Below are 14,096 nucleotides of genomic sequence, written 5' to 3' on the forward strand. Positions count from 1 at the left end.
GCATACATATGTCTATAGAGGAGCGTGAAGTGATGGAGAAAAAGGTGCAGCAGTATTATCGACTGAAGCAAAAGCAAAAGGAAATTGAAAAAGAGTTGGCAGAGCTTCGGCAGGATATTCTAAGCTATTGCAGTGAGCAGGGGGCCACCGAGACTGAAATCGGAAGCTACAAAGTGAAGCTTGTGATGCAAAATCGCAAAGAATATGATGATCTCAAGCTATATGAAACCTTATCAGACCCTGAAGTGTGGCGTATGCTCTCCAAATCAGATCCCGCGAAGGTAGCAAGTTTGACCAAGCTTAACGTAATCTCTGAGGACAAGATTAGGCATACCTATTCTTTAAAGACCGTAACGTTGCTGCAAGTGGATAAAAAATAAGGATTTACGTGAGCGGTTCCTTTCATGGGGGCCGCTTTATTATATCGAATCGCAACTCTAAGCATTTTGCGTTAAAATAAGAAGTGAAGCTGACCGTCTGCTGTTAAGGAGCTCCGGTGCTTTGGTGCGACAGTAAAGCAACCATAGAGATGGAGGAAGAGAATTCATGAAAGATTTTGATGTCATGTTAGAGAAATATGCGAACCTGGTTGTAAAAGTAGGGGTAAATGTACAGCCTGGACAAGTTTTGATGGTGCATGCACCTATTGAAACGGCAGAGCTTACTCGCTTGATTGTAGGTAAAGCCTATGAAGCAGGTGCAAAATATGTAATTGTTGATTGGGAAGATGAAGCGACTACACGTATTCGTTACGAAAAAGCTCCAGAAGATTCCTTTGATTACTATCCACAGTGGCAAGCAGAAATGATGGAGAAGTTTGCGGAAGAGAACGGCGCCATCTTACATATTAAAGTACCAGATCCGGAATTGTTCAATGGTATTGATTCTTCCAAAGTGTCAAGAGCAGTTAAAGCGGCAGCGGTTGCTCGTAAGAACTACTCTAAATACACTCGTAATAGCAAAATTAGCTGGTCTCTCGTTAAGGCTCCAACGCGCGCTTGGGCGAACAAGGTGTTCGCCGATCTCCCTGAGGAAGATCGAGTGGAAGCGATGTGGGAAGCGGTATTCCAGATGAATCGTGTAGGTAGCGAGGATCCGGTTGCCGCATGGAGAGAACATATCGGTCAATTGAAAGAAAGTCAGGATAGAATGAACGCTAAGCGTTATAAAAGCCTGCTTTACCGTGCTCCGGGTACGGATCTGCATGTGGAGCTTCCGGAAGGACATCTATGGCGTGGAGGCGGCGGAGAGAATGATAAAGGCGTGTATTTCGTGGCTAATATGCCAACGGAAGAGATCTATTCCATGCCGCATCGTACAGGTGTGAATGGTACAGTTAGAAGCACACTTCCTTTGAATCTGAATGGACGTCTGGTAGAAGGCCTTTCATTCACTTTTAAAGATGGAAAAGTAGTAGCATATGAAGCTGAATCCGGACGTGAGCATCTGACTTCGCTGCTGGCAACGGATGAAGGTGCATCCTATCTAGGAGAAGTAGCTTTAGTACAGCATGATTCTCCCATCTCGCGCTTAAATAGGATTTTCTACAATACAGGGATTGATGAGAATGCCTCCTGCCATTTTGCATTGGGAAGTGCTTATCCTGTCAATATTGAAGGTGGCACAAAGCTTACGAATGAAGAGCTTGTCGCAAGAGGCGCTAATGTCAGCTTAACGCATGTCGATTTCATGATTGGTTCTGCTGAGTTGGATATTGATGGAGAATTGGCGGATGGTACGATTGAGCCGGTATTCCGTAAAGGGAATTGGGTGCTGTAAGAGGAAATCCATATTAAATAATATTTTCTTATAAAAACAGCCGGCGCTCTCTTCAATAGAGAGTCCGGCATTTTTTTTATTGCCATTAGAGATCAGTTCTACTTTGAAAAATAATTAAGGCCCATAGCCCCGCGTACTTCAGACATCGTTTCTTGAGCGATGTCGCAGGCACGCTTTGTTCCGGATAATAAGATATCCTCAACAACCTTGGGTCTGGCAGCATAATAGGAGCGCCGCTCACGCATTGGTTCAATTAGCTGGTCTAGAGCTGCCGTGATAAGCTGCTTACAGGCAGAACAGCTTATACTGCCACTTTCGCAGCTATCGTGAATTTCTGGGGCGCCATGTGAACGAACAGCACGATGATAAGCATAAATGGGACAAATATCTGGATGCCCAGGATCATTTTTATGAACACGGGCTGGATCGGTTATGGCTTTACGAATCTTGAAGGTGATCTCTTCTTTTGTAGAGTCCAGCTCGATAGCATTGCCTAGGCTTTTACTCATTTTAGCATTGCCGTCTGTGCCCACTAGTCTTGGCGTCCCGCTGATGAGCGCTCTGGGCTCCACAAGGATGGGGCTGTACAGTTCGTTGAATCTACGTACGATTTTGCGTGTCAACTCCAGATGGGGAAGCTGGTCTTCTCCTACAGGAATAATCGTCGCTTTACAAAAGGTTATATCCGCAGCCTGGCTAACTGGATAACCAAGAAAACCGTAGTACAGTTCATCTAAGCTGGAATTTTTCGATTCGGCTTTAATCGTGGGATTATGCCTTAACGAATTCACAGTAACAAACATGGAGAATAGGACGGTCAGCTCAGCGATCTCAGGAACCATAGATTGAATAAATAGGGTTGCTTTATCTGGATTAATACCCGCTGATAAATAGTCCAGTGTGATTTCATTCAAGTTTTGAGCAAGGTGTTGAGGCCGATCAAAGTGAGTCGTTAGGGCTTGAATATCTGCTAGAAACACAAAAGTGTCATATTGCTCCTGTAGAGTTACTCGGTTCTGTAAGCTGCCGACGTAATGGCCAAGGTGCAGCTTTCCAGTCACTCGATCTCCAGTTAATACACGTTCTTTTATCATTTAAATTCCTCCTGTTTTGTCGCTTCTGATTAACATTGAATCGCCACCACCAGCCATCATCCATGGCCATCACCTCCTTAAAATGACAAAAAAACCTCATCCAATAAGGACGAAGTTGTCGTGGTACCACCTTAATTGATCGTGTTACCATACTTTTCGTTGGCTTTACGATCTTCTCTTACCTGTACGAAAGAGGGTTAAAGATAATCTCGGATACAGGTCCCTTGATAACGGCGGGAACCCCGGCTTCTCCTACAGCATCCAAGCAAGATGGTTCGGAAGAGCAACTCTAAAGGCCATTCGATCAAGCGCTGGACACCGGTTCGCAGCAACCACCGGCTCTCTGAAGTCCATGTTCGTTTGTCTACTTACCCTTTGTCAGCGTTGTTCATGATATTTGGGTAATTCTAATTCTGATGAGTGAGTTTGTCAATAGGTGGAAATTAGAGGGTGATATTCGAAGGAACCAGGTTTTATAATCTAGTAAAGGTATAACTTAAATGTTTATAATCATCAGGAATTAAGTCCAATCTATCATTGCGGATTCACAATATACTAATCTATAACCTTGAAATGGAGTGATGAACAATGGCGACAATTATAAGTTATGGGTCACAGGCAAAAATCCCGTTAGACCCGTTTACTACTGCTATAACGGTTGCAGGGATTCCTGGAGCTGGAGCGGGTCTAGCCACCACGCAAGTAAATATTAGTCCGGCTAATCCGGCCTCTTTCTCCAGCAGAGTCGAGTTAAATGGTAGTTTTAGTCTTACTGCACTTGCTGATAGCCAATTTCTTGTTTTAATCCGACGTGCTGGAGTCGATATTTATAGCTCCTTTTTTCGTTTTACTACAACTACTGATATTCAATTAAATGTTCAGTGGGTTGATGGTCCTTATATTGGAATCCACAACTATGAACTGGTAATTCAGAATGATAGCGACTTGCCTATAAATATATTTGGACCCATATCATTTACAGCAACTGCTATTGGTGGAGATGGCGTAATATAATCCTCAAAAAACCCCAACCATTATGGATGGGGTTTATTAAGAGTGAACTTAAGGTTCCACTAATTATTTATTTAAAATGTTGTCCTCCAGAACAGCATATTTATCGCCATACTGCTTAATGATATGTTGTTCTCCCCAATTACAGAGAGAAGTCAAAATATCGCTTAAACTATCCCCATACTCGCTAAGCTCATATTCCACTTTTGGCGGAACCTGATTGTATACGATTCGGTTGATGATTCCATCAGCCTCTAACTCTCGAAGCTGCTGTGTCAACATTTTTTGAGTAATGCCTGGCATCAATTGTTTCAATTCTGATGTGCGTTTTTTGCCATGCGTTAAATGACAAAGAATTACGCATTTCCATTTTCCTCCGATGACTTCGAGTGTGGCTTCAACAGAAATATTATATTTTTTCTTGACGGTTGATGATGTTGTTGGTGTTGTTGTCATGATAGCCTCCAATGTATGGGCACTTTTTAGTGCCTATGGTACTTTTAAGTGCGTACTATTGATTATGTCCAATTTTATCTATCATAACATTTATCGTTCATTTTTTATAGAATGTTATAATTTTATGGTGCTCAGCCCAAAACAAGTTAATACAAATAAAAACCGTTTCTATTCCCTCTCCGTCTTAATCTATGAGAGGTTTAGGAGAGGGGGCTAAGGAAGGAAATGACGATGACTAATGCAGAAATGAAGAAGGTAACGATTCTTGATGCTCGGAGCGAGACGGATTTCTACGATTCCATATTAGTACATAGAGAACAACTATACAGTATTGCCTATAGCTACTTGCGTAACCGGAATGATGCGCTTGAAGCGATGCAGGAAATGACTTGCCGGGCTTGGATCAAAAGAAAAACATTAAAGGATCCCAAAGCGTTCAAATCATGGATCATTCGGATCCTGATTTATGTCTGTATAGATGAACAAAGACGCAGAAAACGTTCCATGCCACTTGTAGACGAGAGAATCGGTGAGCGGGTTACGCACATTGGCCATCATCGGATGGAAATGTTGTGGGCACTCGAACAGGTTAAGCCCAAGTATCGCCATGTGCTGCTGCTTAAATACTACAACGATATGACCTTAAGCGAAATCGCTAACATTCTGGATAAACCTGAAGGAACGGTCAAGACATGGCAGCATAAAGGACTCAAGCAGTTAAGAATGATCATTAAGAATCGGGGTGATTGGAACCATGAGTAGTCAGGAGGAGCTTGCCATGTTAATCGATGCTGAACGAATCCCACAGGAGCAAAAACAAGAGAGTGCAGCCGCACAAATCTATGCCATTCAAGCAGGACTCGAACTAGGTAAAAAGCGCGGAAAAAAGCTGGTATTCGCTAGAAGCGCAATGACTGTGCTGACTGCTGTGGTGATGATAGCGGGTTTGCTGTTCTTCAATCCAACCCAGTTGCTACCGCAAGGTACTTCTAGTGTTGAAACGGTGGATTGGGGTGTACTGGAGCCTTTTAAAAAGTTGGCTGAATCTGATGTGGATGCCCTTACGTTAGAATCTGCTATTCGAAACGATTATGTGCAAATCGTGAATAAGAGTGCTGAGAAAAACGGATATAAAATCACTCTAAATGCTGTAATCGCTGATGAAAATAAAATTATACTGCTATATACAGGGACTACAAGTGGTGGTCAGGAAATTTACAATGTGAATAGTGTATGGCTGACAGATGCTGTGACGGGACAGAGTGTAGTGGATAAAAATGGGAGTAGAGGTGGGATGGGTTTACATGCTGTGGATAGTATTTATACATGGCTCGGAAAAACTATCTATCCACTAGATAAGAATAAAGCATTTCCAAAAGAGTTGGTGGCGAATTTTCAGATTGCATCAGTGGACCCAGGAATGCTAGCAAAACCAAAAACGGGAACGGACCTAGCTGACATGCGCTATTCTGATCGTTTAAAGGTGAGCTTCGCTATTGATTCGAAATTTTGGGAGCAGAAGACCGAGACAGTAGTTCTAAATCAGCCTTTTATGATTGACGGGCATGTAGTGAATCTTGCACAGGTGGAGCTATCTCCTTTAAGTATAGTAGTTGAATTTACGTTAAGCGAGGCATTAAAAACCGATTGGGAGATCAGGAATGAAATTTTTGGAGAGACGCCTAGTGAGTTGACATCACGGATTGGGAAACACGAAATGAAAAATAATTCGATTGGCGGTAGTGGCAGTGAGGATGGCTTTATAAGTTACTTCAGCAGTAATGTTTTGGATCACCCGAAATCCTTGCGTTTGAAGCTTGATGCGGGGCCTGATCGCGAGAAAGAAGAGTATATTGATATTCTGAGAAAATAAGCAACAAGTGATGAGAGTGAGAATGTGCTGGAATTCGTAATGCAGAAAAAGGTTCGCTGACAGCGACCTTTTTTTGTTTTCTAGAAGATTAAATATGATTATAAAGTCCTTTTTTAAAATAGTGCTATAATAGCTCTTTGAGTGTTCTGAGCTGTATTTTGATCTATATGAACTAGGGGTGATAGATTTGAGCGTAATCCGTATGGAGAACGTAACTAAGAAATATGAGAATACTTTGATTTTTCGAGATATATATTTTCGAGTGAGCAAGGGTGAACGAATTGGGTTAATCGGACGAAATGGTGCGGGGAAGTCTACTGTTTTTAAACTGATGATGGGAAAAGAGGAGCCAACAGCAGGGAAAGTAGAGTTAGATCCCAATGTGAAGATCAGTTATTTCTCTCAATTCTCGGAGCTTTCCGGGTCCTTGTCTGTACAGCAAGAGTTAGAATTGTGCTTCGAGCAGGTAGCGCTCATCGAACAGGAGCTTAACCAAATCGGGGAACAGCTTGGGCAAGTGACGGATGATGACCAGATGAATACACTTTTAGAGCGGCAAGCGGCGCTTTTTGAACAAATGGATCATTTGGATGGCTGGAATGTATCTGTAGAAATCAACACTGTTCTGACGAAGTTGGGCTTCAATGAAAAATCACGGCATCAACCTGTAGATGAGTTATCGGGAGGCTGGAGGAACCGTGCAGCACTGGCTAAAGTCTTAATTGAAATGCCCGATGTCGTATTGCTCGATGAGCCTACTAACTTTTTGGATATCGAAGGGATCGTATGGCTGGAGCAGTGGCTGCACCGTTTTAATGGGGCGATGATTCTCGTCTCCCATGACCGGCAATTTATTGACAGAGTAGTCACGCGGACGATAGAAATCGAGAATTATCATTTTCAGGAATATGAAGGCAATTACACCGACTATGTTCGTAAAAAGAAGATGCGCAAAAAGGTGCTTGATCGTCAATTCGAGTGGGAAGAAGAGCTGCTCCTTATGGAGTCGGAGGCCATTGAAACTCGCGGGACCAAAAAGTCCTCTAAGGATCGTTTATCACGTAAGCTGACCGATATGAAAAAACGCGTGGAGCCTCATCCAGTGAACGTGCTGATCACCGATATCTATAGTAATTTACGGTTTCCGGACAAGCTTGGTGAAGTGAAGGGAATTGGACAAAGCTATGATGGTCGGACGATATTCCAGAACATTAGCTTTGATATTCAAAAGGAAGATCGGATAGCTATTGTGGGGCCTAACGGAAGCGGGAAGTCGACACTTATTAAGGTATTGACTGGGCAAGAAGAGCCTGAAACGGGTGAAGTGACATGGGAACGCGGAGTTAGCTATGCTTATTTCAATCGCATGTGGGATGAACTGGATGTTAAGGATACTGTCAGTCATGCCGTCAATGTGTATGGGCTGGGACTTGACGCTCCGCGGAAAAAAGTGAACAAATTCTTATCGATGCTGCAATTCTCAGAAATGGATCTGAGCAAAACGATCGGCAGTCTGTCAGGTGGACAGCAGGCCAGAGTAGCGTTAGCGAAATGCCTTCTCTCTGGCGCGGCTGTCATTATTTTGGATGAACCAACCAATCATTTGGATTTGACGAGTATTCAGGTGATGGAGCAGGCACTCATTCATTTCCCGGGGGCCGTAGTTACCGTCAGTCATGACCGCTTCTTCATCGATAAAATAGCAACGAAAATGCTTACCTTCGATCCTGAAGCAGGAATCACTGAGCAGAATGTTTAGGATTATGCTGGGAGCCGGAGGACCACCGTCGTTCCTTTTCCTACTTGACTGGTGATTTCAATTCCGTACTGTTCACCAAAATGAAATTGAATACGATCATGAACATTTTTTATACCAATATGATCTTCATCTAGGGTGTCTGATGGTTGAGAGAGACGAAGACGTAACTGTTTAAGTTTCTCTTCATCGATACCAATTCCGTTATCTTTAACGATAATTAGCATGTCATCCCCCGAAATCATCGTGGAGACTTCAAGGAGACCCGGTTCACTTCGACACTCCAGTCCATGGACGATAGCATTCTCAACGATGGGTTGAAGGGAAAAATGCATGACTTTAATGATTTCGGTATTAGGTTCTAGCTGTTCAATATATTGAATTTTGTCCCCGAAACGTAATTGCTGGATCTTTACATACAACCGGACGTGCTCAAGTTCTTCTCGCAAGGTTACGGTTATCTTTCCGGTCTGGATATGAATCCGAAACAATCTACCTACAATCCCCACCATTTCGCCAATCTCTCTTTGCCCATTAATGATGGCTTTCATTTGAATAGATTCAAGTACATTCGCAAGGAAGTGTGGATTGATTTGGCTTTTAAGGGCGCCATATTGAGCTACTTTTTGCTGTGCTTTGGCCATAGAAGATCGCTCGATATAATTTTGCAGGTCTTTCACCATTTTACGGATTCCATTGTATAGAACACCAAACTCATCTTGACGATTACTATACAAATCCACATCAAAGTTCCCCATCCCCACCAGCTTGACCTTTCGGCTTAAGAGAATAATGGGCTTAGTGACACGCTCCGATAGGATATACATGAATAAGATCGCAGTGACAAGCGACAAGAGCGCTAAGGTTAAAATGATTTTTCCGAGAAAAGTAGCTTGCTTAGTCATTTCTTTTTCATCAATATACTGAATGACCTTCCAGTTGGAATAGGGAGAAGTAACAAAGTTAATGTACGAGTCCTTATCGTCAAAAGTACCATAAAAGCTCCCCGTATCATTGCTCATAAAAGTATTAAGCGTCTGAGGTTCTATAGGGATGGGCTGTATGGGTGACGTCTCCATGATATCAGAGCTGTAAACACTACCGCCCTTATCGTCTAAAATAATGAATTTTCGTTTACTATTCTCCGAGAGCTTTAAGATTTCCCGTAATGAATCCAAACGGATATCGATTAACATGACGCCTATGGGCTGTTTGCTTCCTTTTTTATTGATCACCCGGGCGATAGAAATGACGGATTGTTTGGAATTGGTGCGATAGAAGGGGACATGGCTGCCAAACAGGATCACCCCGCCTTTTTTCTGCTGGGTCTGTAAATACCAATCCTCATGCGTATAATCCTTCACATCATAATCCGCACGGTTGAAATTGGCAGAGTAGAATACACGCGATCCTGCAAAAATCTGCACACTATCCACATTTTTAATTGTCATCTCAATCCCGCTGATGAAATGCTCAATCGTGTTTCCATACTGAATATTCAGATCATTTCCGACGTCGTCTTTATGGATCGTCCAATGCTCAAGTGCGGTTTGGAGCTGGCTATCTACCTGTGCGTTCAGTGTCCCTTTATCAATGCTTTGAAGATATTGGTCAATATTAAATGATAGGTTATTAAGGATCAGATTAGAGCTGCTCTGATATTCATTTTTGACGGCTTGGTTTGAAAAGATATAAATGATTGCGGATATGATCAGGAGTGGAATGGTAATGGTCAGGATCATCAGCATGAAAATTTGACGATTGACATGTCGCATCCGGTATCGTCGCTTGGGTTGCTCAATCTGCATCATTTGGTCATCACCAGCCTGATTGTTTTCTATAATCTGATGGGGTCATATTCGTGATACTTCGGAATGTTTTAACGAAATGCTTATAGCTTTTATAACCACACATCGTACAGACATCGGTCACTAGAATCTCCGGTTTTTTTAAGCATTCCTGCGCATATTCCATCCGGATTTCAGTTACAAATCGCATATAGTTCTTATCGAGTTTCCGCTTGAAGAGGCGGCTTAAATAAGATGGATTATAGAAGAATCGATCTGCTACCATCTGCAGAGTCACGTCTTGATCAATATTTTCTTTTATGAAGGATTTAATATGTTCGAAGATGATCACATCCTGTTGGTGGTTATGCGTCAGACCTTCGGTATAAACAATCCCCAAATGAATCATCCATCTGCCAAGCCAGTCGAAAAGCGTCTCAAGCGAATCGAAATCATCCACAAAGGTAAGGTTCAGGAGCTTTTCGCTGTACACACCTTCGATATGGATGTGGTTTTTATTGGCGAAGCGGATGATAACACTTAGGATTTCATGAAGAAATGCGAGCCAGTAATCAGGAGAAGAGACATCAGTTTTACTTAGAATATCTTGAGCCAGACGGTGCATTAGCTGAAGCGTCTCTTGTTCGTTAGCACTTTCTATGCAGGAAATCATTCGTTTCTTATCATTCTCATCTAGTTGAATTAGGGATGGTTTCATAGAATTTGAGTTTTCTATCCATTGTGGCACATAGAATAACCTGCAATCTCTTTTGTAAAAGCGTTGATATAACATTCGATCAGACTCGTGCAGCAAAGTATTTATTTGTGCAGGGTTCTCCGTCGTCTTACCTATTACTAAATAGAGGCCTAGGTGATGTTCTAGCGTAAGCGCCTTCAGATATTGGTCAATTCGTGTCTGCACTTGAGCTTGTAGAGGGAAGTTGTCAGTAGAAGACGGAGATCCCAATACAATAAGACCATAGAGCTTTGTCTTTAATGAATATGTAAAAATAGAGTGCGGTGTAGTGGCAAGCAGATACTCGCCCACTGCGTTATGAATAAACTTCTCCACATTTTCTCTCATAGGGATACCTGTCAAAACAAAGGGCAGATAAAGATAGTAGTTACTGTTGAAATTACATAGTTTATGGATTAGAGCATCATCGATTACTGCATCTTCTTCCTCTAGTAACAGTTTTACAAATTGTGCTCCTTCCAGCGTGGAACGTTTTAATCGGTCTTGCCGCTTTAGCTGAAGCTTGTTTATACATTTTTGTATTATTAGAAGGCTTTCTTCGTATTCCAAAGGCTTAAGCAAAAAAGCATGTACATTCCCTAGTTGTATAGCCTTCTGAGCGTATTGGAAATCGTTGAATCCCGTCAAAATGATAAATAATGTATCAGGAAGCAGATCACGAATCTGCTCAATCATTTGAAGCCCATCCATTTCAGGCATCCGGATATCGGTGATCACCAAATCTGGCTTTTCACGTAGTGCGGTGGCTATGCCTTCTTTTCCATTCTCTGCTTCAATAATGTTGTGAACCCCGAGCTCCTCCCAAGCAAAATAATGTTTTAAGCCTGTTCGAATTAATGGCTCATCCTCTACAATCATTAGTTTGTACATGAAATCCCTCCGGAAGACTAGAATTATAGTGGATCATTCGTTAGGAAATGTCATTTGATGTAAGATTAAAAGGGTTACATTAAGGCGGAAAAGTGAAAAATTATAAATTAAATTGTTAATAAGTGGTATGTGTAATGTATTATAACATTGAAGAGGTACAGTTTGAAGGGATATGTCAGAAAAGAACCCTAAAAGTAAAAGGAGTGGGATTCTCCTGAATTTGCAATTGATTTATGATTAGCGCAAGGAATAAGAGCCGTACTTTATTCCACAAAAAATAATTGGGGGTAGCACATGAAAGCAATGAAAAAAGGGCTAATGAGTATTGTTGGTGTCGCACTTTTAGGTACACAGTTAGTTGCATGTGGAAATACGAACACAGCGAATTCAGCAGTTACACCAAGTAATAATGCTGACAAGACAGAGCCCGCAGCAACTGAAGTTGCTGCTAAACCAGTAGAAATTACTTGGTGGAATTTTCCGAGCTTTCAAGCTTTAGATGGTGAAGTAGGCAAGTATGAGAAGGAAATCATTGCAGCTTTTAATGAGAAGAATCCTGAAATTAAAGTTAACCTTGAGATGATCACCTTTGAAGGCGGCCCAGAAAAACTGAATGTCGCAATTGCTTCGAATACTGCACCCGATGTGATCTATGATGCGCCTGGACGGATTATCGATTGGGGTAAAAAGGATTTGCTTGCACCGCTTAACGACATGGTGACGGATGAAGTGAAGAATGATATTTCAGAAGCTTTTTGGAAGCAGTCAAGTGTAGGCGACAACATCTTTATGTACCCGATCAACACAGCACCTTTTATGATGGCTGTTAATAAGTCTATTTTTGAAAAGATTGGCGCGCTAGATTTACTTCCTCTGGATAAGGAAGATAGAACCTGGACGTTTGAAGAATATAAAAAGGCGTTGGAAGCCGTAAAAGAAAAGGCACCAGACGTTATTCCTACAGGATTCTTCGCGAAGAGCCAAGCTGGAGACCAAGGCACTCGCGCTTATCTTGCTAACTTAGGGGTATCCCGATTCTTAAATGAAGATAACTCAGCAGTCGCTATCAATACTGATAATGCTGCTAAAGCGTTAGATTGGATTGTCCAAGCTACGAAAGATAAACTCAGTGTCTCCGGTGCAGCTTCACTTGCGGCTGCTGATGTGAACGACTTATTCCTGCAAGGGAAATTGGCCTTTACACTTAACTATTCCGCGGTACTAAAAGCACAGAACGTATCTAAAAAAATGGTACAGTTCGAAGACATTCTCCTTCCATTCCCTACACTAGATGGTTCGGAACCTAAGCTTGAGCCTTATCTGGGTGGTATGGCTGTATTCAATAATGGAGATGAGGCTAAAATCGCAGCATCCAAAAAGCTGATTGATTTTATTGCTAATGATCCTGTATGGGGTAAGAAAAACTTGATTCAAACAGGAGGTCTCTCGGTTCGTAATTCGATTACTGGTCTTTATGACGATCCAGAATATAAATACGCTGAATATGCTCGTAAGTTTACGACAGATGCACCAACGATTGCCGATGGGTATGCAGATATTCGTACGTTCTGGTTCCCTGAATTACAACGTGCTTTAACTGGAGGCGCAACCGGCAAGGAAGCTTTGGATAGTTTTGCTACGAAGGCTAACGAAGCGATTACTAAAGCAAAAGCAGCTATGAAATAAAAAGTGAATGGTGTTTAAAAGAATAGAGTGCGGGAAGCACTCTATTCTTTTTTTAAAAAATGAATATTTACAAGCTAAGCACCTTATAAATATCATTATTTTTCATCAGAGAAATGGGGAGAAGGTTGTGGGGACAACGGTACGCAAAATTAAAGGTTATGTGATACGCGACTGGATGATGAGTTATCTTTTCTTATTACCAGCGTTTGGATTTTTTCTTCTGTTTGTAGCCTACCCGATGATAAAAGGGGTTTATATTAGTTTCTTTGATTACTCGTTGAGAGATTTTAGCTTTATTGGTCTCGATAATTATATTTCTTTATTTAAAGATGATAATTTCATGAAGTCCATGGGAAATACTTTATTACTCGTAGTGATCACTGTACCAATCGTGATTATCTTTTCACTGTTTGTTTCAATGAATATCTATAAGAAAAAAGAGTTTGCCAGATCATTTTTCCGCGGTGTGTTCTATTTGCCAGCCGTATCTTCGGTCGTAAGTATCACCGTTGTGTGGGGCTGGATTTATCATCCCAACTATGGAATTCTGAATTATTTAACAGGTTTGTTTGGACTGGAGCCTGTTTCATGGCTAGGGGATACAAGAACCGCGTTACTTGCGATTATTGTGGTTTTAATAACGACTTCTGTAGGGCAACCGATCATTTTATATGTGGCATCTATTGGTAACATTCCTACCTCTTACATTGAAGCAGCAGAGATTGATCGGGCAACCCCTTGGCAAATTTTCCGGAAAATATTATGGCCGATGCTGATGCCAACGAACTTATATATTATCGTGATTACCACGATTAATACCTTTCAGTGCTTTGCACTGATTCAACTCCTTACCTCAGGTGGACCTGTATATAGCACCTCAACCGTTATGTATGGTGTATACGAACAAGCCTTTATGTTAGGTCATTTCGGATATGCCTCAGCCATGGGTGTCATACTCGCAATTGTAATTGGGATCATTTCTATCATTCAATTCAAATACTTTGGCAGCGATGTTGAGTATTAAGGA

12 protein-coding genes and 1 other annotated feature are annotated in these 14,096 nt (G+C 41.7%); of the genes, 8 read left to right on the forward strand and 4 right to left on the reverse strand.

Annotated features, from left to right (window positions below; genetic code table 11):
- The first annotated feature begins 32 nt into the window (after positions 1-32).
- Both CA598_RS15935 and CA598_RS15940 read left to right on the forward strand, forming a co-directional pair.
- Positions 33-380 (forward strand): hypothetical protein, encoded by a 348-nt coding sequence (locus tag CA598_RS15935; protein WP_094877150.1) that lies wholly within the window; start codon positions 33-35, stop codon positions 378-380.
- Positions 381-546: 166 nt separating this feature from the next.
- Positions 547-1,779 (forward strand): aminopeptidase, encoded by a 1,233-nt coding sequence (locus CA598_RS15940; protein WP_094877151.1) that lies wholly within the window; start codon positions 547-549, stop codon positions 1,777-1,779.
- Positions 1,780-1,877: 98 nt separating this feature from the next.
- Here the strand turns inward: CA598_RS15940 and trpS are convergent, their stop codons facing one another.
- The gene (trpS, locus tag CA598_RS15945) at positions 1,878-2,873 is read right to left on the reverse strand and encodes a tryptophan--tRNA ligase (RefSeq protein WP_094877152.1); all 996 of its coding nucleotides are present in this window, start codon (positions 2,871-2,873) and stop codon (positions 1,878-1,880) included.
- A gap of 102 nt (positions 2,874-2,975) precedes the next feature.
- Positions 2,976-3,264, reverse strand: a binding site (T-box leader).
- A 197-nt stretch (positions 3,265-3,461) separates the two neighbouring features.
- Between trpS and CA598_RS15950 the strand changes: the two genes are divergently transcribed.
- Complete coding sequence (locus CA598_RS15950; protein WP_094868628.1) at positions 3,462-3,887, forward strand: hypothetical protein; 426 nt, start codon at positions 3,462-3,464, stop codon at positions 3,885-3,887.
- 63 nt (positions 3,888-3,950) lie between these two features.
- Here CA598_RS15950 and CA598_RS15955 read toward each other — a convergent pair whose 3' ends face one another.
- Entirely contained in the window at positions 3,951-4,340 is a 390-nt protein-coding gene (locus CA598_RS15955; RefSeq protein WP_094868629.1) for a winged helix-turn-helix transcriptional regulator, read from the reverse strand.
- A gap of 225 nt (positions 4,341-4,565) precedes the next feature.
- Here CA598_RS15955 and CA598_RS15960 point away from each other — a divergent pair, with 225 nt between their 5' ends.
- From CA598_RS15960 to CA598_RS15970, 3 genes are all read left to right on the forward strand, one after another.
- Positions 4,566-5,102 carry a sigma-70 family RNA polymerase sigma factor gene (locus CA598_RS15960; protein ID WP_094877153.1) on the forward strand — a complete coding sequence of 179 codons (537 nt, stop codon included), beginning with the start codon at positions 4,566-4,568 and terminating at the stop codon, positions 5,100-5,102.
- The gene (locus tag CA598_RS15965) at positions 5,095-6,213 is read left to right on the forward strand and encodes a DUF4179 domain-containing protein (protein ID WP_094877154.1); all 1,119 of its coding nucleotides are present in this window, start codon (positions 5,095-5,097) and stop codon (positions 6,211-6,213) included. The genes CA598_RS15960 and CA598_RS15965 overlap by 8 nt, the downstream gene beginning before the upstream one ends.
- A gap of 187 nt (positions 6,214-6,400) precedes the next feature.
- Entirely contained in the window at positions 6,401-7,972 is a 1,572-nt protein-coding gene (locus CA598_RS15970) for an ABC-F family ATP-binding cassette domain-containing protein (RefSeq protein ID WP_094877155.1), read from the forward strand.
- Between the two features lie 2 nt (positions 7,973-7,974).
- Here the strand turns inward: CA598_RS15970 and CA598_RS15975 are convergent, their stop codons facing one another.
- The gene (locus tag CA598_RS15975; protein WP_094877156.1) at positions 7,975-9,780 is read right to left on the reverse strand and encodes a cache domain-containing sensor histidine kinase; all 1,806 of its coding nucleotides are present in this window, start codon (positions 9,778-9,780) and stop codon (positions 7,975-7,977) included.
- Positions 9,781-9,787: 7 nt separating this feature from the next.
- Positions 9,788-11,383, reverse strand: coding sequence for a response regulator (locus CA598_RS15980; RefSeq protein WP_094877157.1), 1,596 nt, complete (start codon positions 11,381-11,383; stop codon positions 9,788-9,790).
- Between the two features lie 294 nt (positions 11,384-11,677).
- On the opposite strand from CA598_RS15980, the gene CA598_RS15985 reads away from it, so the two are divergent.
- The gene (locus tag CA598_RS15985) at positions 11,678-13,069 is read left to right on the forward strand and encodes an ABC transporter substrate-binding protein (protein WP_076121384.1); all 1,392 of its coding nucleotides are present in this window, start codon (positions 11,678-11,680) and stop codon (positions 13,067-13,069) included.
- 127 nt (positions 13,070-13,196) lie between these two features.
- Positions 13,197-14,093 carry a carbohydrate ABC transporter permease gene (locus CA598_RS15990; protein ID WP_440962122.1) on the forward strand — a complete coding sequence of 299 codons (897 nt, stop codon included), beginning with the start codon at positions 13,197-13,199 and terminating at the stop codon, positions 14,091-14,093.
- Positions 14,094-14,096: the final 3 nt, after the last annotated feature.

The sequence above is a fragment of the Paenibacillus sp. VTT E-133291 genome (assembly GCF_002264395.1).
Classification (GTDB): Bacteria; Bacillota; Bacilli; order Paenibacillales; family Paenibacillaceae; genus Paenibacillus_AQ; species Paenibacillus_AQ nitricinens.

What these genes read in the sequence shown, in the direction of transcription:
- CA598_RS15935 (WP_094877150.1), top strand. Translation starts at nt 33, where the DNA reads ATGGAGAAAAAGGTGCAGCAGTATTATCGACTGAAGCAAAAGCAAAAG.
- CA598_RS15940 (WP_094877151.1), top strand. Translation starts at nt 547, where the DNA reads ATGAAAGATTTTGATGTCATGTTAGAGAAATATGCGAACCTGGTTGTA.
- trpS (WP_094877152.1), bottom strand. Translation starts at nt 2,873, where the DNA reads ATGATAAAAGAACGTGTATTAACTGGAGATCGAGTGACTGGAAAGCTG.
- CA598_RS15950 (WP_094868628.1), top strand. Translation starts at nt 3,462, where the DNA reads ATGGCGACAATTATAAGTTATGGGTCACAGGCAAAAATCCCGTTAGAC.
- CA598_RS15955 (WP_094868629.1), bottom strand. Translation starts at nt 4,340, where the DNA reads ATGACAACAACACCAACAACATCATCAACCGTCAAGAAAAAATATAAT.
- CA598_RS15960 (WP_094877153.1), top strand. Translation starts at nt 4,566, where the DNA reads ATGACGATGACTAATGCAGAAATGAAGAAGGTAACGATTCTTGATGCT.
- CA598_RS15965 (WP_094877154.1), top strand. Translation starts at nt 5,095, where the DNA reads ATGAGTAGTCAGGAGGAGCTTGCCATGTTAATCGATGCTGAACGAATC.
- CA598_RS15975 (WP_094877156.1), bottom strand. Translation starts at nt 9,780, where the DNA reads ATGATGCAGATTGAGCAACCCAAGCGACGATACCGGATGCGACATGTC.
- CA598_RS15980 (WP_094877157.1), bottom strand. Translation starts at nt 11,383, where the DNA reads ATGTACAAACTAATGATTGTAGAGGATGAGCCATTAATTCGAACAGGC.
- CA598_RS15985 (WP_076121384.1), top strand. Translation starts at nt 11,678, where the DNA reads ATGAAAGCAATGAAAAAAGGGCTAATGAGTATTGTTGGTGTCGCACTT.